Origin of the sequence: Exiguobacterium sp. s6 (assembly GCF_018618155.1) — a bacterium.
In the GTDB taxonomy this organism is placed as follows: domain Bacteria; phylum Bacillota; class Bacilli; order Exiguobacteriales; family Exiguobacteriaceae; genus Exiguobacterium; species Exiguobacterium mexicanum_A.
The window spans coordinates 19,962-43,664 of the sequence record NZ_JACSLN010000007.1 but is presented as its reverse complement, the minus strand read 5'-3'; the positions used below and the strand labels follow the sequence as shown (position 1 = coordinate 43,664).

The window sequence follows — 23,703 nt, the reverse complement described above, 5'->3', positions numbered from 1 at the left end:
ATGCCGAACACGGAAGTTAAGCGCTTCAGCGCCGAAAGTAGTTGGGGGTCTCCCCCTGTGAGGATAGGACGTTGCCAGGCCAACGCGAAAGACGATCAAGCATCCGCTTGGTCGTCTCTTTTTGTATATATATGTCGTATTTAATTCGGATGGGAAGGTGTCTAAATGACTCGAAAACCTAAACATAATCCTTTTACATTTATGGAGACGCTTGAGCAACATGTGCGAGAAGGACGGGTTTCTTTTCATGTACCTGGCCATCACAATGGAACGGTGAGAGATGAAAAGCTTCCGACGGCCTTCCAAAAAATTATGCCATATGACTTAACAGAGCTTGGTCACTTGGATGATTTACACCATGCGGAAGGTATTATTTTAGAAGGTGAAAAGGCATTAGGATCCCTTTACCAGAGTAAAAGTAAATGGTTGGTAAATGGCTCTACTGCAGGGAATTGGAGTCTATTAGCAGCAACCGTAAAGCGTGGAGAACGAGTGTATGTACAACGTAATTCCCACAAATCGGTTTGGAACGCCATTGAGTGGCTTGGTCTAGAACCGATTTTACTCACACCGGAATTAGACAGAGGAAGTAGTTTGCCTACTGTCATTTCACTAGAAACAATTCAGGATGCTGTCTTGCAGTATCCAGGAGGAAAAGCGCTTCTCCTAACGTCTCCCACTTATTACGGAGACATGGCAAACATTCAGCAAATCAGTGCTTACTTGCGTCCGTTAAATATTCCCCTATTAGTAGATGAAGCACACGGCGCTCATTTGATTCATCCTACATTTCCAAAGCGATCAGCTATCTTCGAGGGGGCTAGCGCAGTCGTACAATCAGCCCACAAAACATTGCCCGCTCTCACAATGGGGGCATGGATTCACTATAAAGAAGAAATCGATGAAAAGCGTCTCTTTCATGCGCTTTCATCTTTCCAAACATCTAGCCCATCTTACTTGATTATGGCCTCGCTTGATTACGCCCGAGAGTACCTCGAAAACTTGAGTGACCGAGATTGGACTCATATTCAAACGAGTCATTTTTCATTCATCATGGAAATGAGACGTGCTGGGTTTTCAATCAAAGTGGGCGATGACTTCACCAAGATGACTGTGTTAACATACCCTAAAAATGGTCTGATCTTTAGCCAGCATTTAGCGTCAATCGGTATTGACGTGGAACTGGCTGCAGAAGATCACGTGTTATTCTGCTTGCCGTTAAGGGAATTAAAAAGCCAAGAGATTCAACATTGGGTCAAACTGATTAAAAATGCATCGCAGCACGTCCCGCTCATTGTTGAAGATGAGACAATCTATCCTTACCCGATGACTGAACGCGTTTCGTTGTTGCGTTCTATATCGGACGACGCTGATATTGAACGTCTACCGTTTGAGCAAGCGATTGGTTCTGTTGCGGCAGAGACCGTTATTCCGTATCCGCCGGGGATTCCTTGGATTCTAAGAGGAGAAGTCATCACAGACGAGAAAATCCGAGTTTTGAATGAATGGATTTCATTAGGACGGAACCTGCAGGCAAGTAGACATGTTATGATGAAACAAATTGATGTTATCGTAGAGGAGTTTTAAGCGTGAAAGGTATGTTTATTACTGTGGAAGGACCAGATGGTTCTGGGAAAACAACACAGCTACAATTGTTAGTTCAGTCATTGACTGAACAAGGGTATGAAGTGGTCGTCACCCGAGAGCCAGGGGGAACGAAGGTCGGAAACAGTATTCGAGAAGTCTTGCTCTCGCCAGAACATGATGAGATGACGCCTCGAGTCGAAATGATGCTCTATGCCGCATCTCGAGCTCAAAACATTGATCAAGTGATTCGACCGGCTCTCCACCGTGGAGCAGTTGTCGTATGTGATCGATTTGTGGATGCCTCGATTGCGTATCAAGGCTATGGGCTCCAATATGATTTGTCACAAATTTTGTCGTTAAACGACTGGGCGACTGCTGGGATCAAACCAGATTTGACGTTTCTCTTTGACTTGACCCCGGATCAAGCGAGCCATCGCATGAAAGATAGAGGCCAATTAGATCGAATCGAGAGCCGTGATGAGTCTTTCCATCAACGCGTATACGAAGGATTTCAAATATTATTAGAGCAACATCCAGAACGAATGGTACGTATTGATGCGAACGCCTCGATTGAAACCATTCAGGATGAAGTGTTAGATATTACGTTAGAACGATTAAAAGAAAGAGGAGTGATGCAATGATGAAGATGGTAATCGCGATTGTACATGATAAGGACAGTGCCCGCTTATCAGATGCTTTGATTGAAGAGGACTTCCGTGCAACGAAATTAGCCACAACGGGAGGTTTTTTGAAAGAAGGAAACACCACGTTTATGATTGGTGTACCGAAAGAGCGGTTAGATGACCTACTTGCGTTAATCAAATCAAACTGCTCGAGCAGGGATCAAATGATTACGCCGATTTCACCGATGGGTGGACACGCTGATTCATACATTCCTTATCCTGTAGAAGTCCAAGTTGGCGGAGCGACTGTGTTTGTCTTGCCGATTGAAGGATTTCATCAGTTTTAATGGGGACGGTCACGAACATGAGTTTTCAGGAGTTATCAAAATCTCAAACGGTTATTGCGAAAGTGATTGAAAACTCGATCGTTGCTCAAAAGGTCGGTCATGCATATATCTTTTCAGGTGACTATGAACCGTACTTGATTGAAACGGCACAGTTGTTTGCGAAATCCCTTTTTTGCGAGTCGCCTGACGGGGTAGAACCCTGCGGTAACTGTCGAAACTGTAGACGAATGGATTCGGGAAACCTTGTCGACTACATGGAAGTCGAACCGGATGGAGCCAGCATTAAGAAAGAACAGGTGCAACAGTTATTGAGTGACTTGTCTTTACGTGGTGCAGAAGGTGACCGTCAAGTGTATGTGATTCACCAAGCCCATAAGATGACGCCACAAGCCGCCAACAGCCTATTGAAGTTCTTTGAAGAGCCAGGTGTAGGGAAACTAGCCATCTTGGTAACAACTCAGCCACAACTTCTCTTACCGACGATCCGTTCGCGAGCTCAGCATTTAGTATTCCGACCGATTGATCGAGAACGGCTTGTGGAAACGTTGGTCGCAGACGTGCAATGTACGAGCGATTTAGCGCGTCTTGCTTTAGAGACATATCCGAAATTCGAAGACGCGCGTGAGGCGCTTCACAACGACTGGTTTGTACAGGCGTATGGGCTAGTGGTACAATTAGTTGAAGTATTGACAAAACGCCCGCAAGAATTGCTTTTATTCGCCCAAGAAAAATGGCTCGGTCATTTTAAAGGGCGGAATGAATTGCGAGTCGGTCTCGAGCTGTTCGGAAATTGGTTGGAGCAAGCGCTCCACTTCAAAGTGCGAACAGACTATGTCCCGGAGTTGTTTACGAAAGAACAAGCGCTATATACCGCGTTTGTAAAAGATCGTCCGGTTCATAAAATCGTCCATGCTATTGAATCTGTCCATGAGGCGATTCGACGACTAGAGGCAAACGTCAATCCTCAATTAACGTTCGAACGGTTAACGTTCGATTTGCAGAAAGGATAGGAGAGCGTGCTTGAAGTAGTCGGAGTCCGTTTTAAAGAAGCGGGAAAAATCTATTACTTTTCACCAGGCGAAGCAACGCTTGAACGTGGGGACCATGTCATCGTAGAGACGGTACGAGGCATCGAGTACGGTGAAATCGTCCAAGTTGGTAAACAACTAGGTGAAGACGAAGTGGTTTTACCGCTAAAGACAATCCTTCGTGTCGCTGATCATAAAGATGCCGAAATCGTACAAGATAATCGATTGGCCGCTTTTGACGCTCACGCCGTCTGTGAAGAAAAAATTCGTGAACATCGACTTGAGATGAAGTTAGTAGATGTTGAGTATACATTCGATCGTAATAAAGTCATCTTTTATTTCACGGCAGAAGGCCGTGTTGATTTCCGTGAGCTCGTTAAAGATTTAGCGAGTGTGTTTCGGACTCGAATCGAGCTTCGCCAAATCGGGGTTCGAGATGAAGCGAAACTGCTGAGCGGAATCGGACCTTGTGGCCGTGTGTTGTGTTGCTCCTCGTTCTTAGGGGAATTTGAACCGGTATCCATTAAGATGGCCAAGGATCAGAACCTATCCTTGAACCCGAACAAGATCTCCGGTGTATGCGGTCGTCTCATGTGCTGTCTAAAATACGAGAACGATACGTATGAAGAATTAAAGCGGGATTTGCCAGACGTCGGAAAACGAATCAAAATTCCAGAAGGTGACGGACGTGTCATCGGTCTCAACATCTTGGATCAATTGATTCAAGTCGAGTTGAATGATCGGACCCGTGTTGTGACGTATACAATCGACGAACTCGTCGAAGTCGGTGCAGTCAAACGAAAACCGTCGAAACAGTGATGGGGTGCTGAGCAGTGGAAAGAATGGATAAAAAGGAAGTCATGATGCGGGTCGATGCGATCGAGCAACAGATGCAATTGTTGACGGAGCATTTAGGGGTGCTCAAAGAGCAACTCGCCTATTTGCTCGAAGAAAACCAACACATGTATCTCGAGAACCATCATCTGCGCGAAAAAGTAGAACAACTCGCAGAAGTCGAGACACCTAACGGAGATCCTCAAATTGCCTTGTCTGGAAAAGGACAAAATAACTTGGCGGCGTTATACCAAGAAGGGTTTCATATCTGCAATTTGCACTATGGACAAGTCAGAAAAGACGGGGATTGTCTCTTCTGTATGTCAATGCTAAATAAACATTAATAAGGGGCGATAGACGGGTATATACTCGTCCGTCGCCTTTGTACGTTATGTAGGAGGGAAATGGCGTGACTGTAAAACAAGGTGAACGTCTTGATGATTTGTTAGGACGTCCCGGAAAAATCATTCAAAGTGATGATGTATTTTCGTTTTCATTGGATGCGGTGTTGCTGGCTGAATTTGTGTGGGTCCCGATTCAAAAAGGGAGACTCGTTGATTTATGCGCCGGTACGGGGGCTATTCCGCTCTTTTTATCGTATCGGACGAAAGGAACGGTGACAGGACTTGAAATCCAGCCCCGTCTCGTTGATATGGCGAATCGAAGCATTGCCGTTAACGATTTAAGTGACAGACTGCACATCCTTGAAGGCGATGTGAAACATGCGACCAGCGTACTAGGGCATGCTCGTTATGACGTTGTCACGTGCAACCCACCTTATTTTTTAGCAAACGAAACTTCGCTCCGTAATCAAAATGAACATCATACGATTGCACGTCATGAAGTGCTTTGCACGTTAGAAGACTGTATCCGCTCAGCCAGTCAACTCGTCAAACCGGGTGGGAAGGTAGCCTTCGTCCATCGACCGGAGCGATTACTCGATATTCTAACGCTCATGCGGGCGTATCGGATTGAACCGAAACGAATGCAACTCGTTTACCCGAAACAAGGCCGAGACGCAAATACACTTTTAATAGAGGGGTCGAAAGATGGAAAAGCAGGGCTCACAATCTTACCTCCGTTTGTCGTTTATGAGGAAGATGACACGTATACGAGCGACATGCGGGCCATCCTCGATGCGTAAGCACTTTGCCTATATTCTCGAGTGTAGCGATGGCACATACTATACCGGATATACGACGGATGTAGATAAGCGGATGGACGTGCACAACAGCGGTAAAGGTGCGAAATATACGCGAGCGCGTCTCCCGGTGACGTTACGATATGTCAGGTCGTTTGCGACCAAACGTGAAGCCATGCAGTACGAATGGTCCATCAAACAACTCACGCGGGCTCAAAAACAGCAATTGATGGAGGGAACGAGTAATGAACTCACAGAAAAGTTATCAGACTGATGGGCCCACGCTCTATGTTGTGCCGACGCCGATTGGAAATCTAGAAGACATGACGTATCGAGCGGTTCGAATTCTAGGAGAAGTTGATTTGATTGCGGCCGAAGACACACGCCAAACGATGAAGCTCTGTCGCCATTTCGGCATTGAGACGAAACTAGTCAGCTACCATGAGCACAATAAGCACGTGAGTGGCCCGCGCTTAATCGAAGATATCGAGGCCGGCAAATCAGTCGCCGTCGTCTCAGACGCGGGCATGCCGGGGATCTCGGACCCGGGGAGTGACCTCGTGCGATTGGCCATTGAAGCGAAGCTCCCTGTCGTCGTGCTCCCTGGAGCGAACGCGGCGTTGACGGCTCTTGTCGCCTCTGGTCTTGCGACCGAGCGGTTTTTGTATTACGGATTCTTGCCACGTAAAAAGAAAGAGCGGCTCGATGTGTTATCTTCTTTGCAATATGAACCGGGCACCATCATTTTTTATGAAGCGCCACATCGGTTAAAAGAGATGCTGACCGGGATTCAGGACGCGTTCGGCAATCGGCAACTCGTTCTCGGACGAGAGTTGACGAAAACGTTTGAAGAGTTTTTACGCGGGACGGTAGAAGAAGCGCTTGTTTGGTGTGAAGGTGAGGTACGTGGTGAGTTCGTCGTCATGGTGGCTGGTTCGACGGAAATAGCACCGACACACGATTGGTGGGAGGCGTTATCGCCGCTCGAACACGTCGATCGTTATATCGAAGACGGATTGAAGCCGAACGCCGCTATCAAACAAGTTGCTAAAGAGCGCGGTTTATCACGTGGCGAGGTGTACGACGCCTATCATCAAGTCGACAAAAAAGAGTAAGCAAGGAATTCCTTGCTTACTCTTCGCTGTAGTAGTTTTCGAGCATGTTTTTCAACTCGACGAGAACGCGTTGTGCGCCTTCTGGTGAAAGGATCAATTTACCGTCAGCCAACTTGAAGTTGTCATCCGATACTTCGCCCGTCACTTGGCAAGTCATGTTCGGTTTGTATTTTTTCAACACGATTTGATCGTTGTCGACGTAGATTTCAAGAGCGTCTTTCTCAGCGATCCCGAGTGTGCGGCGCAATTCGATTGGAATGACGACACGACCGAGCTCATCAACTTTCCGTACGATACCTGTAGATTTCATTTTGTGTTTCCTCCTCCAATGGTGTCGAAATCTCTTGGTGACATGAGTCGTCAAAATTCGACAATGTTACTACAGCAAAAAGCATACTAAACTTTCCAATTGCAGTCAACTGCTTACTATTGGAAATCTACATTTTCGAAAATTGGCGATATGAGAACGATATATACCTAAAATTCCCCGAAAGTTAGGACATGAAACAAAGAAAGGGTTTTTTTGGAACATTTTTTATGAGGTAATAACAAAATAATTCCAAACAATTGGTTTGGAAATTCTTTTGTCGAACCGTGTATAATGGAAATTGCAAATGTCGAAAGGATGGAGAACATACAATGGCGAAGCCTACTTTTTATATTACGACTCCGATTTACTATCCGAGTGCCAAACTACACATCGGTCACGCCTATACGACGGTGGCTGGCGATGCGATCGCGCGTTATAAGCGTCTGAAAGGATTTGACGTCCGTTATTTGACGGGGACAGACGAGCACGGTCAAAAGATTCAGGAAAAAGCGAAAGAAGCTGGCGTGACGCCGCAAGCGTTTGTCGATGAAGTCGTTAAAGACATCAAAGTGTTATGGGACCGTCTTGAAATCTCGTACGATGATTATATTCGTACGACCGATGCCCGCCACAAGGCCGTCGTCGAGCACGTATTCGAGACGCTTCTGAAAAACGATGACATCTATCTCGGTGAATACGAAGGGTGGTATTCGATCCCTGATGAAACGTATTACACGGAGTCACAGCTCGTTGATGGGAAGAGCCCTGACAGCGGTCACCCGGTCGAGCTTGTACGCGAAGAGTGCTATTTCTTCCGTCTCAGCAAGTACGCCGATCGTTTAATCGAGTACTTCGAGTCGCACCCTGACTTCATCTTGCCAGAATCGCGCAAAACCGAGATGATCAACAACTTCTTGAAGCCGGGCCTCCAAGACTTGGCCGTCTCACGGACGACGTTTGACTGGGGTGTCCAAGTGCCATCGAACCCGAAACACGTCGTGTATGTATGGGTCGATGCTCTCACGAATTACATCTCTGCCCTCGGCTATGGGTCGGACAACGACGAGTTGTTCAACCGCTATTGGCCAGCCGACGTGCACTTGGTCGGAAAAGAAATCGTCCGGTTCCATACGATTATTTGGCCGGCGTTGCTCATGGCGCTTGAACTTCCATTACCGAAACAAGTTTTCGCCCATGGTTGGTTGCTCATGAAAGACGGCAAAATGTCGAAATCGAAAGGCAATGTCGTCGATCCGATTCCACTCATCGATCGCTACGGACTCGACTCACTCCGCTACTATCTTCTTCGTGAAGTTCCATTCGGAGCGGACGGTACGTTCACACCGGAGGCGTTTGTGGATCGCTTGAATTTTGACCTTGCCAACGACCTCGGTAACCTGCTCAACCGGACCGTGGCCATGATTAAGAAGTATTTCGATGGCGAGATCCCTGCTTATGCGGGCAACGTGACAGCGTTTGATGCCTCGCTTCTTCAAGTTGTCAATGAGACGACAGAGAAGACGGAAGCGGCCATGGAACACATGGAGTTTTCCGTCGCGCTCACAAGCATTTGGCAACTCGTGAGCCGTGCCAATAAATATATCGATGAGACGCAACCGTGGGTCCTTGCGAAGGACGAAGCGAAGCGTGGTGAACTCGCATCCGTGATGACGCATCTGGCCGGCGTACTTCGCCATGTGGCGGTCATGATTCAACCGTTCATGACACGGGCACCAAAAGAGATGTTCCGCCAGCTCGGTCTTGAAGGGAAAGACATGTCATGGGAAGCGCTCGATACGTTTGCGGCCTTCGATGGAGCGGTCGTCACCGACGGGACACCGATTTTCCCACGTCGTGATGTAAAAGAAGAGATCGATGCAATTCAGGAAATGATGCGTCAAGCATCGAAAGCACGTGTCGAGGAAGCCGAAGTGGAGGCGAGCGATGCTGAGGATGAGGACGTCCGTCCAGAAATCACAATCGACGTCTTTGACCAAGTCGAGTTCCGTGTCGGTCAAATCGTCGAGGCCGATAAAATCAAGAAGGCGAAGAAGCTGTTGAAGCTTCAAGTCGACCTTGGTAGCGAGACACGTCAAATCGTCTCAGGCATTGCCGAATGGTATGCGCCAGAAGACTTGGTCGGGAAGAAAGTCATCGTCGTCGCCAATTTGAAGCCGGTCAAACTACGTGGCGAGTTGTCACAAGGGATGATTTTAGCGGCTGATAAAGACGGCAAGCTTGAGCTTGCGACCGTATCTGAGAATATGCCGAACGGGGCCGTCGTCAAATAATCGTTTGGGGGAGACTTCGGTCTCCCTCTTTGTCTATATAAGGAGGAAGCACCATGTTGATTGATACGCATACCCATATCAATGCCGAGCAGTTCAATGAGGATGTCGAGGCGACGATCGAGCGGGCTCGTGCCGCGGGCGTTTCCCCGATGCTCGTCGTCGGATTCGATAACCCGACCATCACGCGGGCAATCGAGCTCGCGGAAACGTATGAGGATATCTATGCCATCGTTGGGTGGCATCCGGTTGATGCCGTCGATTGTACGGATGCTGATTTGAAGAGAATCGAGACGCTAATGGCTCATCCGAAAGTGATGGCGCTCGGGGAAATCGGTCTCGATTACCATTGGGACAAGTCGGAGAAAGATGTCCAACAACGCGTGTTCCGGCAGCAAATCGCTATCGCGAAGCGGACGAACATGCCCATCGTGATTCATAATCGGGAAGCGACAGCCGACGTGCTCGATATTTTAGAGGAAGAACATGCCGAAGAGGTAGGCGGCGTGTTCCATAGTTACAGCATGTCCGTCGAATTGTTGGAACGCTGTCTGCGCTTGAACTTCTATATCTCTCTCGGAGGACCAGTGACGTTCAAAAACGCTAAAGTCCCGAAGGCGGTGGCGCAACAAGTCCCGCTCGATCGGCTCCTTGTCGAGACGGACTGCCCGTATTTAACGCCGACGCCGTTCCGTGGTAAACGGAACGAACCCGCTTACGTCACGTACGTCGCCGAAGAGATTGCATCGCTACGTGACATGTCCTACGACGCGCTCGCTGAAGCGACGACAGCCAATGCGAAGCGCCTATTCCGTCTCCCATGATGTTCAGGCGCATCATCTTGAGTATTGGTGTCGTAGCGACGGCAGTGTTCGCCTATATGGCGATGCAGCCTGAACCGATCACCATCGTCGACGACGGCGTGACAACCGTGCATGAAAGCCGCGGCGATTCGGTGCTAGAAGTGCTTGACGAGACCGGTATCGTGATCGACGAGGCGGATATGGTGACTCCCGCTTTAAGTGCCGACGTCCCGACGGATCGAGTGATTCATATCGAACGAGCTCGTACCGTCTCGCTTCAAATCGGTTATGGCCAGGTCGAGACGATCGAGACGCGTGAACGGACCGTCAAAGACGTGTTGCTTCGTTATGGAGTGAGTGTACGCGAAGGAGACGACGTGTACCCGGGCGTACGTGCACCGGTCACATCAGGGATGACGATTCGCTACCAGCCTGTCGTCGCCCTCGATGTCATCGTCGGGGACGAGGCGAAGACCTTGTATACGATGGCTCAAACTGTCGAACAGGCGTTACTGGAGGCGAATGTGGTGGTTTCTGACCAAGATACGGTCGTCCCGGCTCTCACGACACCGGTACGGGATGGAATGACCATCAGCGTCAATGTGAGTCGAGACGTCGTACAATATGAGAGTCGTCTCATCCCATTTGAAATCGTCATGGAAGAGGACGATACGCTCGAACTTGGAGAGACCGAAGTCGTGCAAGTCGGCATCCCGGGACTCGAACGGACGCGGTATGCACTGACAGTGGAAAATGGTACAATTACAAATCGGACCGAAACGAGCGTGGAAACGCTACAAAGCGTACGCCCTCAAATCATTAAACGTGGGACGAAAGTCGTGGCCGAACCGGAGATTGAACCGGCAACGAATCAAGAAACGACCGCCACGACCGAACCGTCGAGTCCGTTTCGAGACGAGGCGGAGATTAAGATTGAAGAGACACCTCGTGCCGAGGATGCGCTGGACTTCACTTCCGCGAAACAACTTCTCGTCGAAGCGACCGCGTATACGAACAATGCGGAAGACACGGTCACATTTGATGACAGGGTTCTGACCCGTAGTGGTTATGATGTGACGGACACGATTCTGTATGAAGGGATGCGAATCATTGCTGTCGACCCCGCTATTATTCCTCTTGGCACACGTGTGTACGTTGAAGGGTTTGGCATGGCGATTGCTTTAGATACAGGCAGTGCGATCAAAGGTCATAAAATTGACTTGATGATGGACACGAAAGAAGAAGCGGTAACGTTTGGGCGTCAGCCGCTCACGATTTGGGTTATCCCGAAGCAAGAAGAGAAAGAAGGAAACGATGATGCGTGAAAAAATACAAGAGGTGATTGTCGTCGAAGGTCGAGATGACACGACGCGGCTTCAAGAAGTATATGACGTCGATACGATTGAAACGAACGGATCTGCCGTCTCGAAACAGACGATCGAACGAATCAAACGCGCCCAAGAAACGCGCGGCGTTATCATTTTGACGGACCCAGACTACCCGGGTGACCGAATCCGGGCCATCGTCGAGGAGCAGGTTAAAGGATGTAAGCATGCCTATTTACCTCGGGCCGAAGCGAAAGATAAACGTGGCAAGATTGGGGTCGAGCATGCTTCACCGGCAACGATTCGCCGTGTACTCGAAGCGGTGTATGAACAGCGAGTTGAGACTGACATGCCGCTCGTCACCCGCCAGATGGTGCTCGAAGCCGATTTGATTGGCGGAGCGGACGCTGCGCGCCGTCGTAAACGGCTCGGCGTGTTACTCCGAATCGGTGAACCGAACGCCAAACAGTTTGTAAAGCGCGTGGAAGCGTTACGGGTCACGATTGAGGAATGGGAACGGGCACTGGCTCAGTTAGAGGAGGAAAATCATTGAAAGACATTGCAACAATCCAACGCACGAAATCAATTCTAGAACGTCACGGCTTCTCTTTCAAAAAGTCGCTTGGGCAGAACTTTTTAATTGATTTAAATATTTTGAATAAAATCGTGGATGCCGCGGAGCTGGGAGAGGCGAGCGGGGTTCTTGAAATCGGTCCCGGCATCGGGTCATTGACGGAACAGTCTGCCAAGCGGGCTAAAAAGGTCGTCGCCCTCGAAATCGACCAACGTCTGCTTCCGATTCTGGAAGATACGATGTCTCCTTATCCACATGTGCATGTCATCCACGGCGATGCCCTCGAGCTCGATATTCAAGACATCGTCGAGCGTGAGTTTTTCAGTCAAGGAATCGAAGACATCTCGGTTGTGGCGAACTTGCCGTATTATGTGACGACGCCGATTATCATGCGCTTACTGGAAAGCCAAATCAAGTTCCGTTCACTCGTCATGATGATTCAAAAAGAAGTTGCCGAGCGCATTGGAGCGAAGCCTGGGACGAAAGCATACGGCTCTCTCTCGATTGCGATCCAATATTACGCGGAGGCGAACGTGAGCTTTATTGTTCCAAAAAGCGTGTTCATGCCGGCCCCGAACGTCGATTCAGCGGTCATCACGTTGAAGATGCGTCCCAAACCGGCGGTCGACGTGAAAGATGAAGCCTTCTTCTTCGAGCTTGCCCGGGCCAGTTTCGCACAACGTCGAAAAACGATCTTAAATAACTTGACGAATCACCTCGGGAAAGACAAAAAAATGGAAATCGAACAGTTTTTAGGTGAAGCCGGAATCGACCCGAAACGGCGAGGCGAAACGCTTTCGCTTGAGGAGTTTGCACGGTTAGCTGACACAATTTTACCACTTAAAAACAGTTGACGACCGGATAACGAATCGATATAATATTAATCTTTATTTTTGTTTTTGAATGTGTTATACTTGTAACAGTGAGGTGAAGCGTATGCCAAAGACGTTGCAAGAAATCAGACAGAAACTCGAATCGCATGTTGGAGAACGATTGACGTTGAAAGCAAACGGCGGTCGTAAGAAAGTCGTTACTCGGTTTGGAACGCTCGTTGAGACGTATCCCGCGGTGTTCGTCGTCAAATTGGATGAAGACCATCATAACGTGGAACGTGTCTCATATAGCTACGCTGATGTCCTAACGGATACAGTTAAAATTGAATTCAGTAATTGAACGATAAATGAGGGGCGGATGCATTGGCAGCTGCTTCTTTTTTTGTGCGCTCGTTTACGGTACAATGGCGAACAGGAGATACATGGGAAGGGTGAACGATATGCGCACGATCAGTGTGAAAGCGCCGGCAAAAATCAACTTGACGCTCGATGTCCTTGGGAAGCGGACAGATGGCTATCATGAAGTGGAAATGGTAATGACGACAGTAGACTTATCGGACCGGTTAGAATTGACTGTGCTCGATGCAGATGAGATTCGGATTCAGTCTGAGCATGCCTACGTGCCGAACGACCATCGAAATTTGGCTTATCGTGCGGCTGAGCTGTTACGGAAGCGATTCAATATCAAACAGGGTGTCGAAATTGTATTAGATAAGCAAATCCCAGTGGCGGCAGGGTTAGCTGGCGGCTCGAGCGATGCGGCGGCTACACTTCGGGGTATGAACGAATTGTTCGACCTTGGCCTGTCGTTAGAAGAGTTGGCCGAACTCGGAGCCGCCGTCGGATCGGACGTATCGTTTTGTGTCATGGGAGGAACAGCCATCGCGCGCGGACGCGGCGAACAGCTGGAGACGATTCCGTCACCGCCGCCGTGCTACGTCGTATTGGCGAAGCCGAAAATCGGAGTGTCGACGGCTGACGTCTATCGTGCCGTGCAGATGGAGAAGATTGTGCATCCGAACACCGAGGCGATGGTCACGGCGATTCGGGATCGAGATTTCGCTGGCATCTGCTCACATCTCGGGAACGCCCTCGAGGCGGTCACGCTCGAACTTCATCCGGAAGTTCGCCAAATCAAAGAGACGATGCTGCACTGCGGAGCGGATGGTGTCCTCATGAGCGGCAGCGGTCCAACGGTATTCGCATTGATTGAGCACGAGCAAAAAGCACATCGTGTCTATAATGGACTGAAGGGATTTTGTCCTGAAGTGTTCGTCGTTCGGATTCTCGGCAAAAAACATTGAACAAAGACGAATGAGAATGATATATTCTGTTTAGAACATTCGTCTATTATTGAAGAAGTGAAGGGGAATCCGTATGAAAATTCGTAGAAGTGGTCGTCTTGTCGATATGACCCGTTATTTGCTGGACCATCCACACCAGCTCGTCTCATTATCGATGTTTTCGAGTCGTTATAAAGCAGCCAAATCATCCATCAGTGAAGATTTGGTCATCGTCAGTGAAATGCTTTCGCATGATGGCACGGGAAAACTCGTCACAGTGCCAGGGGCAGCCGGCGGTGTCATGTTCATTCCAGGCTGGAGCAAGGAAAAGTCGCTCTCGATGATCGACGGCCTATGTGAGCAATTGTCGAAACCGGAACGGTTGCTTCCGGGAGGCTATCTCTATTTGACAGATGTCCTCGGGAACCCGCGTCAAGTGAAGCCGATGGGGCAAGTCTTCGCCTCTGTGTTCGCCGATCGTAAAGTTGACGTCGTCATGACGATCGCAACAAAAGGGATTCCGCTCGCGTACGCTGTCGCCGAGCAACTTGGTGTCCCGTTCGTCATCGTTCGTTCTGACAGTCGTGTCACCGAAGGTTCGACGGTCAGCATCAACTACGTATCAGGCTCGTCAAAGGCGATTCGCACGATGGCGCTCGCTCGTCGCAGCTTGCCGCGTGGCGCGAACGTCTTGTTGATTGACGATTTCATGAAAGCGGGCGGTACGATTCGCGGGATGATGAGTCTCTTGAATGAGTTCGAAGCGAACCTCGCGGGTGTCGGTGTCCTCATGGAAGCGGAAGGCGCCGAGAAGAAGATGGTAAGCGAATACGTCAGTTTGATGAAATTGACGAACGTCGATTCGGATGAAGGGCTCGTCACCATTTCGCGAGGAAACGTCGAACAGTTCTTAAAGTGATTGGCAAAAATTTGATTTCGTTTTATGATGAAAGGGTATAAGATTCGTACGAAGTCAATCGGTTCGCTTGGAATCATCTCAACCTTTTAGAAGGTACACCACGGTCTAGACAACGATGAAAAGGGGATGCGAAACATGCAGATCACAGACGTAAAAATTCGCAAAGTCGCGACGGAAGGTAGAATGAAGGCACTGGCCTCCATTACACTCGACCATGAATTTGTGGTACACGATCTTCGAATCATTGAAGGGAGTACCGGTCTTTTCGTAGCGATGCCGAGCAAGCGGACGCCAGAAGGGATTTTCCGCGATATCGCTCACCCGATTAATGGAGATATGCGTCAAAAAGTCGAGGCGGCTGTTTTAGAGGCGTACGGCCAAGAGGACGTCGCTATTGCCGAGACGCAAGCACGATACAATGCCATGAATGAGTAATCTTTGACAGCGGATGGGGACCCTTCCGCTGCCTTTTTACGTTTCATTGGTTACGAATGGTTACAACGGTTGAAACCACGTCACGGTTTCGATATAGTAGATACGGTGTAAATAAGATTTGAATGTAGAAAAAAACCGAACAATTGAGTACATTACAGTCGATATGAGATAGGAGCGAATCAAGAATGGATCGTTTTGCAGTCATTTTGGCAGCAGGTAAAGGGACCCGCATGAAGTCGAAGCTATATAAAGTGCTTCATCCGGTCCTCGGAAAACCGATGGTCGAACACGTCGTCGATCAACTCGACAAAATCGGGGTCAGTCGTCAAATCGTCATCGTCGGCCATGGGGCTGAAGCGGTACAAGAGACGTTGGGCTCACGCGTGGAATATGCGGTCCAAGAAGAACAGCTCGGGACAGGTCATGCAGTGCAGATGGCAGAAAGCGAACTCGCAGGCAAACCGGGCGCAACGCTCGTCGTTTGCGGCGACACACCACTGTTGACAGCGGAAACGCTCGAGGCGCTGTTGGCTCATCATGAAGCCCAGCAAGCGAAAGTGACAGTACTGACAGCCATCGCTGACGATGCGACAGGTTATGGTCGCGTCATCCGTGGGGAAGACGGAAACGTCACAAAAGTCGTCGAGCATAAAGATGCGTCTGACACTGAACTAGAAATTCGTGAAATCAACACAGGCACGTACGTGTTCGATAACGAGCTCTTGTTTGATGCATTGAAGCAAGTCGGGAACAACAACGCTCAAGGTGAGTACTACTTGCCGGACGTCATCTCGATTGCGAAAGAAGCAGGCGAAGTCGTGGCAGCACACACGGCGCCGACATTCGATGAAACGATCGGCGTCAACGACCGTGTCGCTCTTTCACAAGCTGAAGCGGTCATGCGCAAGCGGACGAACGAACGCCTCATGCGTGAAGGTGTCACATTCATGGATGCAGCTTCGACATACATCTCACCAGATGCCGTCATCGGTTCGGATACGATCATCTATCCAGGGACGGTCATTCTCGGGAAAACGATTATCGGTTCAGAGTGCGTGATTGGTCCAAATTCAGATATCCGCAATAGCGTCATCGAAGACGGTGCGACGGTTCGTCAATCGGTCGTGAGTGACAGCCGTGTCGGAACTGAAGCACAGGTCGGGCCGTTCGCCCACCTTCGTCAACAAGCAGTCCTCGGCGCGAATACGCGCGTCGGTAACTTCGTGGAAATCAAAAAATCAACGTTCGGAGACGGTGCGAAAGCATCACATCTCAGCTATATCGGAGATGCTTCGATCGGGGAACGCGTCAACCTCGGCTGTGGCTCGATCACGGTCAACTATGACGGCAAGAACAAGTTCGAAACGGTCGTCGAAGCCGATGCATTCGTCGGCTGCAATGTGAACTTGATTGCTCCGGTGAAAGTCGGGAAAGGCTCAATCGTAGCAGCCGGTTCGACGATCACGGATGACGTTCCTGAAGAGGCGCTTGCGATTGCACGCGAACGCCAAACAAATAAAGAAGGTTACACGAAACGATAAGTTGCTGCCTATTATTATGGAAAACGATGGAGGAGAATCCTAAACATGTCTACTGTATATGAACGTGAAATTCGCCTATTTAGCTTAAACTCAAACCGCCCACTCGCCGAAGAGATTGCCAAGGAAATTGGCATCCCGCTCAGCGATTGCCAAGTGAAGCGGTTTAGCGACGGAGAACTTTACATCAACATCGAGGAGAGCGTGCGAGGCGATGATGTGTACATCATTCAATCGACGAGCTCACCGGTGAACGAAACGCTCATGGAGTTACTCGTCATGATTGATGCGTTGAAACGAGCATCGGTTCGGACGATTAACGTGGTCATGCCATACTACGGTTACGCTCGTCAAGACCGCAAGGCGCGCTCACGTGAGCCGATCACAGCGAAACTTGTCGCTGATTTATTGACGGTTGCAGGTGCCACGCGTTTAATCACGATGGACTTGCATGCTGCTCAAATCCAAGGTTTCTTCAATATCCCAGTAGACCAATTATTAGGTGTTCCACTCATCTCGACGTATTTTGAGACAGATGAATTTAAAGCGAAAGACATTGTCGTCGTTTCACCGGACCACGGTGGCGTCACGCGTGCCCGTAAGCTTGCCGAACGCTTGAAGGCTCCAATCGCCATCATCGACAAGCGTCGTCCTGAAGCGAACGTGGCTGAAGTCATGAACATCGTCGGCAGCGTTGAAGGCAAGACGGCCATCTTGATCGATGACATCATCGATACAGCTGGAACAATCACGCTCGCGGCCGATGCCATCGTCCAAGCTGGTGCAAAAGAAGTGTACGCCTCGTGTACACACCCAGTCTTATCTGGACCGGCGATGGAACGGATCGACAACTCGTCAATCAAAGAACTCGTCGTTTTGAACACGATCGATTTAGAAGGTCGCGAATGTTCGAGCAAAATCAAGCAGATGTCGGTTGCCCGTTTGCTTGGGGAAGCGATCATGCGTGTCCACGAGCACAAATCGGTGAGCACGCTGTTCGATTAAAAAAACGAGGCCCGAAGGCGTTCGCCTTTGGGCTTTTTTGTTCAGGAGGAATAAGATGAAATGTATCGTCGGCCTCGGGAATCCAGGCAAAAAGTATGAGATGACCCGTCACAACGTCGGTTTTTTAGCGATTGATCGCTTAGCTGACAAACATGGGATTCAACTTGATGAAGCCAAGTTTAAAGCATTGATCGGAACGGGAAGAATCAATGGAGAACGTGTCGTCCTCGTCAAACCGCTCACTTACATGAATCTATCAGGGGAGTCGGTACGTCCGATTTTAGATTATTATAAGATTGAGATTGATGACTTGCTCGTCATTTATGACGACTTGGACATGGTGCCAGGGAAACTGCGATTCCGTCCGAAAGGCAGTGCCGGTGGACATAACGGCATCAAGTCGCTGATTCAACACCTGGGAACCCAAGATTTCAAACGTCTGAAACTCGGCATCGGTCGTCCGCCGCATCCGATTAAAGTCGTCGATTGGGTGCTCATGAACTACCGGAAAGAAGATATGCCAGAATTGAATGATACGCTCGATCAAGCGGTGTCCGCCGCGACTGATTTTGTGGACACGGAATGGATCGCGCTCATGAATCGATATAACTAAAGGGTCAACGTACCCTTTTTTGTCGTATGAGGTGGAGGAAATCAAAATGAATGCTTTAGAGAAATTCATGTTGGCATTGCCTGAGACGAATGTGATTCGGGAGCGGTTGCCAAAAGTTGATCGTCAACTCGTCACCGGATTGACGACGAGTGCCAAAGCGCTCGTGTTGGCAGGTTTGGCGAAAAATTCGCCCCGACGTCTCGTGGTCGTCACACATAACATGTACCAAGCCCAAAAAATGTACGATCAGCTCGAGTCGCTCGTCGGCCCGAGTCAAACATTGCTTTATCCGATCGATGAGACGCTTGCTGGAGAACTGTCACTCACATCGAGCCCAGAACTTCTTGCCGCGCGGATTGAAGCTCGAACACGTCTCCTTGACGAAACGGGAGGCGTCCTTGTCGTGCCACTCGGTGGGTTACGTCGCTTTATCCCGAGCCCGACGGACTGGCGGACAAGCCATCGAGTCATCAAACCAGGTCAAGAGCTCGATTTGAAGCCGTTTGCCGAGACGCTGATTATGCTCGGATATGAACGAACGGCTACCGTCACCGCACCGGGCGAATTCTCCGTCCGCGGCAGCATTTTAGATGTCTATCCGCTCACGGAAGCGCGTCCGTATCGCATCGATTTGTTCGACACCGAGGTCGATTCGATTTTTACGTTTGATGCTGAGACACAACGCTCACTCGGGGTCGTCGCCGAAGCGATCATTCCCCCGGCGACCGAGTTTATCGCTTCGACAGAACAATTGAAAAAAGCTGGACAGGCACTCGAACGTCAATATGATCGGACGCTCTCGTTGATTGAGACGGAAACGATTCGTCAAGCACTCGAGGACGGGATTGCCCGGGACATCGAACAGTTCGGTCGAGGTGAGGCGCCCGAAAAAGTTGGAAAGTACACGCCGCTGCTATATAGCTCGACACTCCTCGACTATGTCGGACCGGATGCTGTCTTGATTTTAGATGAAGTGGCCCGGATTGAAGACGCCGCCGACGTGCAAGATCGCGAGGAAGCCGAATGGTTCTCGTCGCTCATCGAACGCGGGGAATCTGTCAGCAACTATACGCTTGCCGTTCCGATGCATAAAGTGTTTCGTGATTTGAAGCAAGTGGCGTTCTCGCTCCTCCCGTCGAGACGGTCGGGGATTCCGGAAACGAACACGGTCCACCTCAGTTGCCGTCCGCTCCCGGCGTTTCACGGGCAGATGCACTTGCTGAAGCAAGAAGTCGAACGTTGGCAACAAGGTGACCATCGTCTCGTCTTCTTAGCAGGGGATCAAACGCGGGCCGACAAGGTGGTAGCATTGCTTGAAGACTATGGCATCTCGTCAACGTTCACAAATGTGGACGGCGAGTTGTTGCCGCGTCATGTCCACGTCATGATTGGACAAATCGAGGGCGGATTCGAGCTCTCGACGAGTCGCCTCGTCGTCGTCTCCGAAGAAGAGCTGTTCAAACGCGTCACGAAGCGGAAACGACAGACGAAGAATTTGACGAACGCCGAACGGATTAAAAGTTATCAAGAGTTGAAGCCGAACGACCACGTCGTCCACATCCATCACGGGATCGGGAAGTACCTAGGCATCAAAACGATTGAAGTCGGCGGCATTCATCAAGACTACTTACATCTCGTCTATGCCGGTGACGATGCGCTCTACGTCCCGGTCGACCAAATCGATCTCGTCCAAAAGTACGTCGGGGCGGAAGGCAAAGAGCCTAAGATTTATAAGCTCGGTGGGACCGAGTGGAAGAAGGTCAAATCGAAAGTCGCCAAATCGGTCGAAGATATCGCCGACGAGCTGATTAAGTTGTATGCGGCGCGGGAAGCGTCCGTCGGTTATGCGTTCCCAGGTGATGACGAAGAGATGAGCCAATTTGAAGGTTCGTTCCCGTATGCGGAGACAGAAGACCAGGTCCGTTCCATCGCCGAAATCAAAGCCGATATGGAACGATCACGGCCGATGGACCGTCTCCTTTGTGGCGATGTCGGTTACGGAAAGACGGAAGTGGCGATTCGAGCCGCGTTCAAAGCTGTGCTCGCTGGGAAGCAAGTCGCGTTCCTCGTGCCGACGACCGTACTCGCACAACAGCACTACGAGACGATGCTCGAACGGTTCAGTGAGTTTCCAATCAACGTCTCGGTCATGAGCCGTTTCCGCTCAAAAAGCGAGATGGCGGCAACAAAGAAAGGTCTAAAGGAAGGGACGATTGACGTCGTCGTCGGGACGCACCGCGTCTTGTCGAAAGATGTGACGTTCGCCGACCTCGGACTCGTCATCATCGATGAAGAACAGCGTTTCGGGGTTAAGCATAAAGAACGGCTCAAACAGTTGAAGACAAATATCGACGTCTTGACGCTGACGGCGACACCGATCCCGCGGACGCTCCACATGTCGATGATTGGGATTCGGGACTTGTCAGTGCTTGAGACACCGCCGGAGAACCGCTACCCGGTGCAGACGTACGTCATGGAATACGACGGTATCGTCTTGCGTGAGGCACTCGAGCGTGAACTCGCGCGAGGCGGGCAGGCGTTCTTCCTCTATAACCGGGTCGAAGGTATCGAGCGGAAGGCTGAAGAGATTCGCGCTTTGTTACCGGAAGCACGGATCGCGACGGCACACGGTCGGATGACCGAGACTGAACTCGAGAGCCAGCTTATCAGCTTCCTCGAAGGAGAAGCCGACGTGCTCGTCTCGACGACGATCATCGAGACCGGCATCGATATCCCGAACGTGAACACGCTCATCGTCCACGATGCGGACAAGATGGGACTGTCACAGTTGTACCAGTTGCGCGGTCGTGTCGGTCGTTCCAACCGAATCGCCTACGCCTACTTCACGTATCGGAAAGATAAACGCTTAACCGAGGTCGCGGAGAGCCGGCTACAGGCCATTAAAGAGTTCACGGAGCTCGGGAGCGGGTTCAAGATTGCGATGCGCGACTTATCGATTCGCGGTGCCGGCAATCTGCTCGGGGCCCAACAGTCCGGGTTCATCGATTCGGTCGGATTCGACTTATACTCGCAAATGTTGTCCGAAGCCATCGAAGAACGGAAAGACCGGATGCGCGGCCAGGCGAAACAAGTCGTCTTCAAACCGGAGATTGCGTTCCAAGCGGACGCGTATATCCCGGACGAGTATTTGTCAGACAGCGAATTGAAAATCGAGATGTACAAACGCTTCAAATATGTCGATACACCAGAGGCGCTGTTCGCCCTCCAAGACGAGTTGATCGAACGGTTCGGGGAATTCCCGGAGCCTGTCGCCCTCCTCATCCAACTGACGCGTCTGCGCATCTATGGCGAGATGGCGAAAGTGGCGCGCATCAAACAGACGCCGGGTCGCATTGAGATGGTATTGTCGCTCGAATCGACGACAGCGCTCGACGTGCCGTCGTTCATGGAGTGGACGATGCCGCTCGGTCGGAAACTTGGCGTCGGTCAAGACAACGGTGCTCTCAAGTTGTCGCTTAGCGGCAGGATGCCGGTCATCGAACTGTTGAACGATGCCGATACGGTACTCGAGGAGCTTGTGAAGAGGTTGGCCCATGCGGTCGCCAAGTAAATTTGCGACCGGGGTCATCTTATTTGCGCTTGCGGGCTATCTTTCAAAATTCATCAGCTTCGCTTATCGGGTCCCGTACCAAAACATCGCCGGAGACTTTGGCTTATACGCCTATCAGACGGTATACCCGTTTGCTGCGATCGTCGCCTCGCTCGGCATGTATGCGATGCCGGTCGTGATTGCGAAAATTGGTGTCGGGGCCCAAGGGCCGAGACGCAAGCTCGAGGTGTTGTGGGGGAGTTTTTATGTCTTACTCGGCCTCGGCTTCGCCCTTGTCGTCGCGATGTGGATGCTCGCACCGGCGATTGCCCGTCTTCTCGGTGACATGCAGCTCGCACCGACGTTACGCGTGATCAGCCTCAGCTATTTGCTTATGCCCGCGTTGGCGGTGCTCCGCGGTTCGTTCCAATCGGTCGATGACTTAAGGCCAAGCGCCATCTCGCAAGTGCTCGAGAACCTTGTCCGTGTCACAGTTCTGCTCGGCGCTCTGTTGATTGGCGTCCGCTTTGGACAAGACGCCTATACGCTGAGCCGGTACGCGTACGCGGCGACGCTCGTCGGAGGTGTGGTGGCGATTATCATCTTATCGTTGTGGGCGAAGAAGCTGCGGGTCGTCCCGGTCCAACGTGCGACGTTGCGGTCTGTCCTTCGGATTTTACTGACGACCGGCTTTGCCGTTGGCTTCGCCTCGCTCGGGATTTTATGGATGCAGCTCGTCGACTCATTCACGATTGTCAATCTGATGGGTGGAGACTACGCCGCGAAAGTCGGGAAAGGGGTATTTGACCGAGGTTATCCGCTCGTTCAATTTGCGATTCTTTTCACGACGGCTCTCGGGATGGCGAACGTGCCAAATTTGGTGCGCCATTACCGGGCTGGTCGTGTCGAGGCGACGTCATCCGGACTCAGCTCGATGATCCGTGTGACGACGACAGTCGCCGCAGCGGCGACCATCGGCTTGATGGGTGTCATGCTTCCATTAAACATTGCCTTATTCGAAAATGCCGCTGGGACAATGGCACTCGTTCTGTTGGCGACAAGTACGTTTGCTGCTTCGCTTGCCGTGGCGAGTATGACGTGCCTACAGGCGATTGACCGGGAACGGACGGCCGCTGTCGGTATGATTCTCGCGATCGGTGTCAAACTCGTCAGCAATCTGTGGCTCGTCCCTCCCTATGGCATCGAAGGGGCTGCCCTCGGGACATCCCTTGCCTTTTTAACGATGGCCGCCTTCAATTTCAATCGGCTCGATCAAATCATTCCGCTTGGCATGCTCCGATTTCGACACTATGGGCGTCTCATCAAAACGGTGGCGCCAATGGGGGGTGTCTTGTTCGGTTTGAATGTCATCATAATGAACTGGCTGCCAAATCGTCTCGATGCTCTCGCTTGGCTCGGCTTTATGCTCGTAGTCGGGGCTGGCAGTTATGTCTGGCGGTTATGGAAAGAACAAATCTTGACGATAGACGAGTGGGAAATGATCCCGTTCGGAGGTCGTCTCATCAATCTGCTAGAGAAAAAGGAGAACTGA

24 protein-coding genes and 1 rRNA gene are annotated in these 23,703 nt (G+C 50.5%); 24 read left to right on the top strand and 1 reads right to left on the bottom strand.

From position 1 onward, the window contains the following. The 10 genes from rrf to rsmI all read left to right on the top strand — a co-directional run. Positions 1-80: ribosomal RNA gene (rrf, locus tag KNP75_RS15910) — 5S ribosomal RNA — on the top strand; the annotation flags it as partial. A gap of 85 nt (positions 81-165) precedes the next feature. Then, positions 166-1,587 carry an aminotransferase class I/II-fold pyridoxal phosphate-dependent enzyme gene (locus tag KNP75_RS15435; RefSeq protein WP_233005511.1) on the top strand — a complete coding sequence of 474 codons (1,422 nt, stop codon included), beginning with the start codon at positions 166-168 and terminating at the stop codon, positions 1,585-1,587. A 2-nt stretch (positions 1,588-1,589) separates the two neighbouring features. Continuing rightward, positions 1,590-2,228 (top strand): dTMP kinase, encoded by a 639-nt coding sequence (gene tmk / locus KNP75_RS15430; protein WP_034781763.1) that lies wholly within the window; start codon positions 1,590-1,592, stop codon positions 2,226-2,228. Then, on the top strand, positions 2,228-2,557 hold the full coding sequence (locus tag KNP75_RS15425) for a cyclic-di-AMP receptor (RefSeq protein ID WP_029594397.1): 330 nt from the start codon (positions 2,228-2,230) through the stop codon (positions 2,555-2,557). Before tmk ends, KNP75_RS15425 begins: the two co-directional genes overlap by 1 nt. Beyond that, entirely contained in the window at positions 2,557-3,567 is a 1,011-nt protein-coding gene (locus KNP75_RS15420; RefSeq protein WP_353049045.1) for a DNA polymerase III subunit delta', read from the top strand. The genes KNP75_RS15425 and KNP75_RS15420 overlap by 1 nt, the downstream gene beginning before the upstream one ends. Before the next feature lie 6 nt (positions 3,568-3,573). Then, positions 3,574-4,404, top strand: coding sequence for a PSP1 domain-containing protein (locus KNP75_RS15415; protein ID WP_214712704.1), 831 nt, complete (start codon positions 3,574-3,576; stop codon positions 4,402-4,404). A 23-nt stretch (positions 4,405-4,427) separates the two neighbouring features. Then, complete coding sequence (gene yabA / locus KNP75_RS15410) at positions 4,428-4,763, top strand: DNA replication initiation control protein YabA (RefSeq protein WP_034781768.1); 336 nt, start codon at positions 4,428-4,430, stop codon at positions 4,761-4,763. 65 nt (positions 4,764-4,828) lie between these two features. Next, positions 4,829-5,563, top strand: coding sequence for a tRNA1(Val) (adenine(37)-N6)-methyltransferase (locus KNP75_RS15405; protein ID WP_034781771.1), 735 nt, complete (start codon positions 4,829-4,831; stop codon positions 5,561-5,563). Continuing rightward, positions 5,556-5,834, top strand: a complete 279-nt coding sequence (locus KNP75_RS15400; RefSeq protein ID WP_034781773.1) for a GIY-YIG nuclease family protein — start codon at positions 5,556-5,558, stop codon at positions 5,832-5,834. Before KNP75_RS15405 ends, KNP75_RS15400 begins: the two co-directional genes overlap by 8 nt. Further along, positions 5,806-6,675 (top strand): 16S rRNA (cytidine(1402)-2'-O)-methyltransferase, encoded by an 870-nt coding sequence (gene rsmI / locus KNP75_RS15395; protein WP_214709874.1) that lies wholly within the window; start codon positions 5,806-5,808, stop codon positions 6,673-6,675. Before KNP75_RS15400 ends, rsmI begins: the two co-directional genes overlap by 29 nt. A 16-nt stretch (positions 6,676-6,691) precedes the next feature. Here the strand turns inward: rsmI and KNP75_RS15390 are convergent, their stop codons facing one another. After that, complete coding sequence (locus KNP75_RS15390; protein ID WP_012727742.1) at positions 6,692-6,985, bottom strand: transition state genes transcriptional regulator AbrB; 294 nt, start codon at positions 6,983-6,985, stop codon at positions 6,692-6,694. Between the two features lie 329 nt (positions 6,986-7,314). Here KNP75_RS15390 and metG point away from each other — a divergent pair, with 329 nt between their 5' ends. The 14 genes from metG (at position 7,315) to KNP75_RS15320 (ending at position 23,703) form a co-directional block, all read left to right on the top strand. Next, positions 7,315-9,276, top strand: a complete 1,962-nt coding sequence (metG, locus tag KNP75_RS15385; RefSeq protein ID WP_215190769.1) for a methionine--tRNA ligase — start codon at positions 7,315-7,317, stop codon at positions 9,274-9,276. Positions 9,277-9,329: 53 nt separating this feature from the next. Further along, a complete protein-coding gene (locus tag KNP75_RS15380) occupies positions 9,330-10,097 on the top strand; it encodes a TatD family hydrolase (protein ID WP_034781781.1) in 768 nt (255 codons plus the stop codon). A 17-nt stretch (positions 10,098-10,114) separates the two neighbouring features. Beyond that, the gene (locus tag KNP75_RS15375; protein ID WP_251128391.1) at positions 10,115-11,401 is read left to right on the top strand and encodes a 3D domain-containing protein; all 1,287 of its coding nucleotides are present in this window, start codon (positions 10,115-10,117) and stop codon (positions 11,399-11,401) included. Further along, complete coding sequence (gene rnmV, locus KNP75_RS15370; protein ID WP_034781784.1) at positions 11,394-11,954, top strand: ribonuclease M5; 561 nt, start codon at positions 11,394-11,396, stop codon at positions 11,952-11,954. Before KNP75_RS15375 ends, rnmV begins: the two co-directional genes overlap by 8 nt. After that, positions 11,951-12,829 (top strand): 16S rRNA (adenine(1518)-N(6)/adenine(1519)-N(6))-dimethyltransferase RsmA, encoded by an 879-nt coding sequence (gene rsmA, locus KNP75_RS15365; protein ID WP_214764672.1) that lies wholly within the window; start codon positions 11,951-11,953, stop codon positions 12,827-12,829. The genes rnmV and rsmA overlap by 4 nt, the downstream gene beginning before the upstream one ends. 82 nt (positions 12,830-12,911) lie before the next feature. Beyond that, positions 12,912-13,148 (top strand): Veg family protein, encoded by a 237-nt coding sequence (locus tag KNP75_RS15360; protein WP_021065751.1) that lies wholly within the window; start codon positions 12,912-12,914, stop codon positions 13,146-13,148. Positions 13,149-13,248: 100 nt separating this feature from the next. Beyond that, complete coding sequence (ispE, locus tag KNP75_RS15355) at positions 13,249-14,112, top strand: 4-(cytidine 5'-diphospho)-2-C-methyl-D-erythritol kinase (RefSeq protein WP_215190767.1); 864 nt, start codon at positions 13,249-13,251, stop codon at positions 14,110-14,112. Positions 14,113-14,185: 73 nt separating this feature from the next. After that, positions 14,186-15,010 (top strand): pur operon repressor, encoded by an 825-nt coding sequence (gene purR / locus KNP75_RS15350; RefSeq protein ID WP_114165389.1) that lies wholly within the window; start codon positions 14,186-14,188, stop codon positions 15,008-15,010. 135 nt (positions 15,011-15,145) lie between these two features. Next, positions 15,146-15,445 (top strand): septation regulator SpoVG, encoded by a 300-nt coding sequence (gene spoVG / locus KNP75_RS15345; RefSeq protein WP_034781793.1) that lies wholly within the window; start codon positions 15,146-15,148, stop codon positions 15,443-15,445. A 185-nt stretch (positions 15,446-15,630) separates the two neighbouring features. Then, positions 15,631-16,986 (top strand): bifunctional UDP-N-acetylglucosamine diphosphorylase/glucosamine-1-phosphate N-acetyltransferase GlmU, encoded by a 1,356-nt coding sequence (gene glmU, locus KNP75_RS15340; protein ID WP_034781794.1) that lies wholly within the window; start codon positions 15,631-15,633, stop codon positions 16,984-16,986. A 45-nt stretch (positions 16,987-17,031) separates the two neighbouring features. Then, entirely contained in the window at positions 17,032-17,988 is a 957-nt protein-coding gene (locus tag KNP75_RS15335) for a ribose-phosphate diphosphokinase (RefSeq protein WP_021065746.1), read from the top strand. 55 nt (positions 17,989-18,043) lie between these two features. After that, positions 18,044-18,601: an aminoacyl-tRNA hydrolase gene (gene pth, locus KNP75_RS15330; protein ID WP_034781796.1), complete on the top strand. Its 558-nt coding sequence runs from the start codon at positions 18,044-18,046 to the stop codon at positions 18,599-18,601. A gap of 46 nt (positions 18,602-18,647) precedes the next feature. Then, positions 18,648-22,172, top strand: coding sequence for a transcription-repair coupling factor (gene mfd, locus KNP75_RS15325; RefSeq protein ID WP_215190766.1), 3,525 nt, complete (start codon positions 18,648-18,650; stop codon positions 22,170-22,172). Further along, positions 22,156-23,703: a polysaccharide biosynthesis protein gene (locus tag KNP75_RS15320; protein WP_215190765.1), complete on the top strand. Its 1,548-nt coding sequence runs from the start codon at positions 22,156-22,158 to the stop codon at positions 23,701-23,703. The genes mfd and KNP75_RS15320 overlap by 17 nt, the downstream gene beginning before the upstream one ends.

Bases quoted from the DNA above. Each gene is read 5' to 3' on its own strand.
- pth (WP_034781796.1), top strand. From the start codon at position 18,044: ATGAAATGTATCGTCGGCCTCGGGAATCCAGGCAAAAAGTATGAGATG.
- KNP75_RS15360 (WP_021065751.1), top strand. From the start codon at position 12,912: ATGCCAAAGACGTTGCAAGAAATCAGACAGAAACTCGAATCGCATGTT.
- KNP75_RS15390 (WP_012727742.1), bottom strand. From the start codon at position 6,985: ATGAAATCTACAGGTATCGTACGGAAAGTTGATGAGCTCGGTCGTGTC.
- KNP75_RS15435 (WP_233005511.1), top strand. From the start codon at position 166: ATGACTCGAAAACCTAAACATAATCCTTTTACATTTATGGAGACGCTT.
- rnmV (WP_034781784.1), top strand. From the start codon at position 11,394: ATGCGTGAAAAAATACAAGAGGTGATTGTCGTCGAAGGTCGAGATGAC.
- yabA (WP_034781768.1), top strand. From the start codon at position 4,428: ATGGATAAAAAGGAAGTCATGATGCGGGTCGATGCGATCGAGCAACAG.
- ispE (WP_215190767.1), top strand. From the start codon at position 13,249: ATGCGCACGATCAGTGTGAAAGCGCCGGCAAAAATCAACTTGACGCTC.
- metG (WP_215190769.1), top strand. From the start codon at position 7,315: ATGGCGAAGCCTACTTTTTATATTACGACTCCGATTTACTATCCGAGT.
- KNP75_RS15320 (WP_215190765.1), top strand. From the start codon at position 22,156: ATGCGGTCGCCAAGTAAATTTGCGACCGGGGTCATCTTATTTGCGCTT.
- KNP75_RS15400 (WP_034781773.1), top strand. From the start codon at position 5,556: ATGCGTAAGCACTTTGCCTATATTCTCGAGTGTAGCGATGGCACATAC.
- purR (WP_114165389.1), top strand. From the start codon at position 14,186: ATGAAAATTCGTAGAAGTGGTCGTCTTGTCGATATGACCCGTTATTTG.
- mfd (WP_215190766.1), top strand. From the start codon at position 18,648: ATGAATGCTTTAGAGAAATTCATGTTGGCATTGCCTGAGACGAATGTG.
- KNP75_RS15335 (WP_021065746.1), top strand. From the start codon at position 17,032: ATGTCTACTGTATATGAACGTGAAATTCGCCTATTTAGCTTAAACTCA.
- KNP75_RS15380 (WP_034781781.1), top strand. From the start codon at position 9,330: ATGTTGATTGATACGCATACCCATATCAATGCCGAGCAGTTCAATGAG.
- KNP75_RS15420 (WP_353049045.1), top strand. From the start codon at position 2,557: ATGGGGACGGTCACGAACATGAGTTTTCAGGAGTTATCAAAATCTCAA.
- rsmI (WP_214709874.1), top strand. From the start codon at position 5,806: ATGAACTCACAGAAAAGTTATCAGACTGATGGGCCCACGCTCTATGTT.
- KNP75_RS15425 (WP_029594397.1), top strand. From the start codon at position 2,228: ATGAAGATGGTAATCGCGATTGTACATGATAAGGACAGTGCCCGCTTA.
- spoVG (WP_034781793.1), top strand. From the start codon at position 15,146: ATGCAGATCACAGACGTAAAAATTCGCAAAGTCGCGACGGAAGGTAGA.
- glmU (WP_034781794.1), top strand. From the start codon at position 15,631: ATGGATCGTTTTGCAGTCATTTTGGCAGCAGGTAAAGGGACCCGCATG.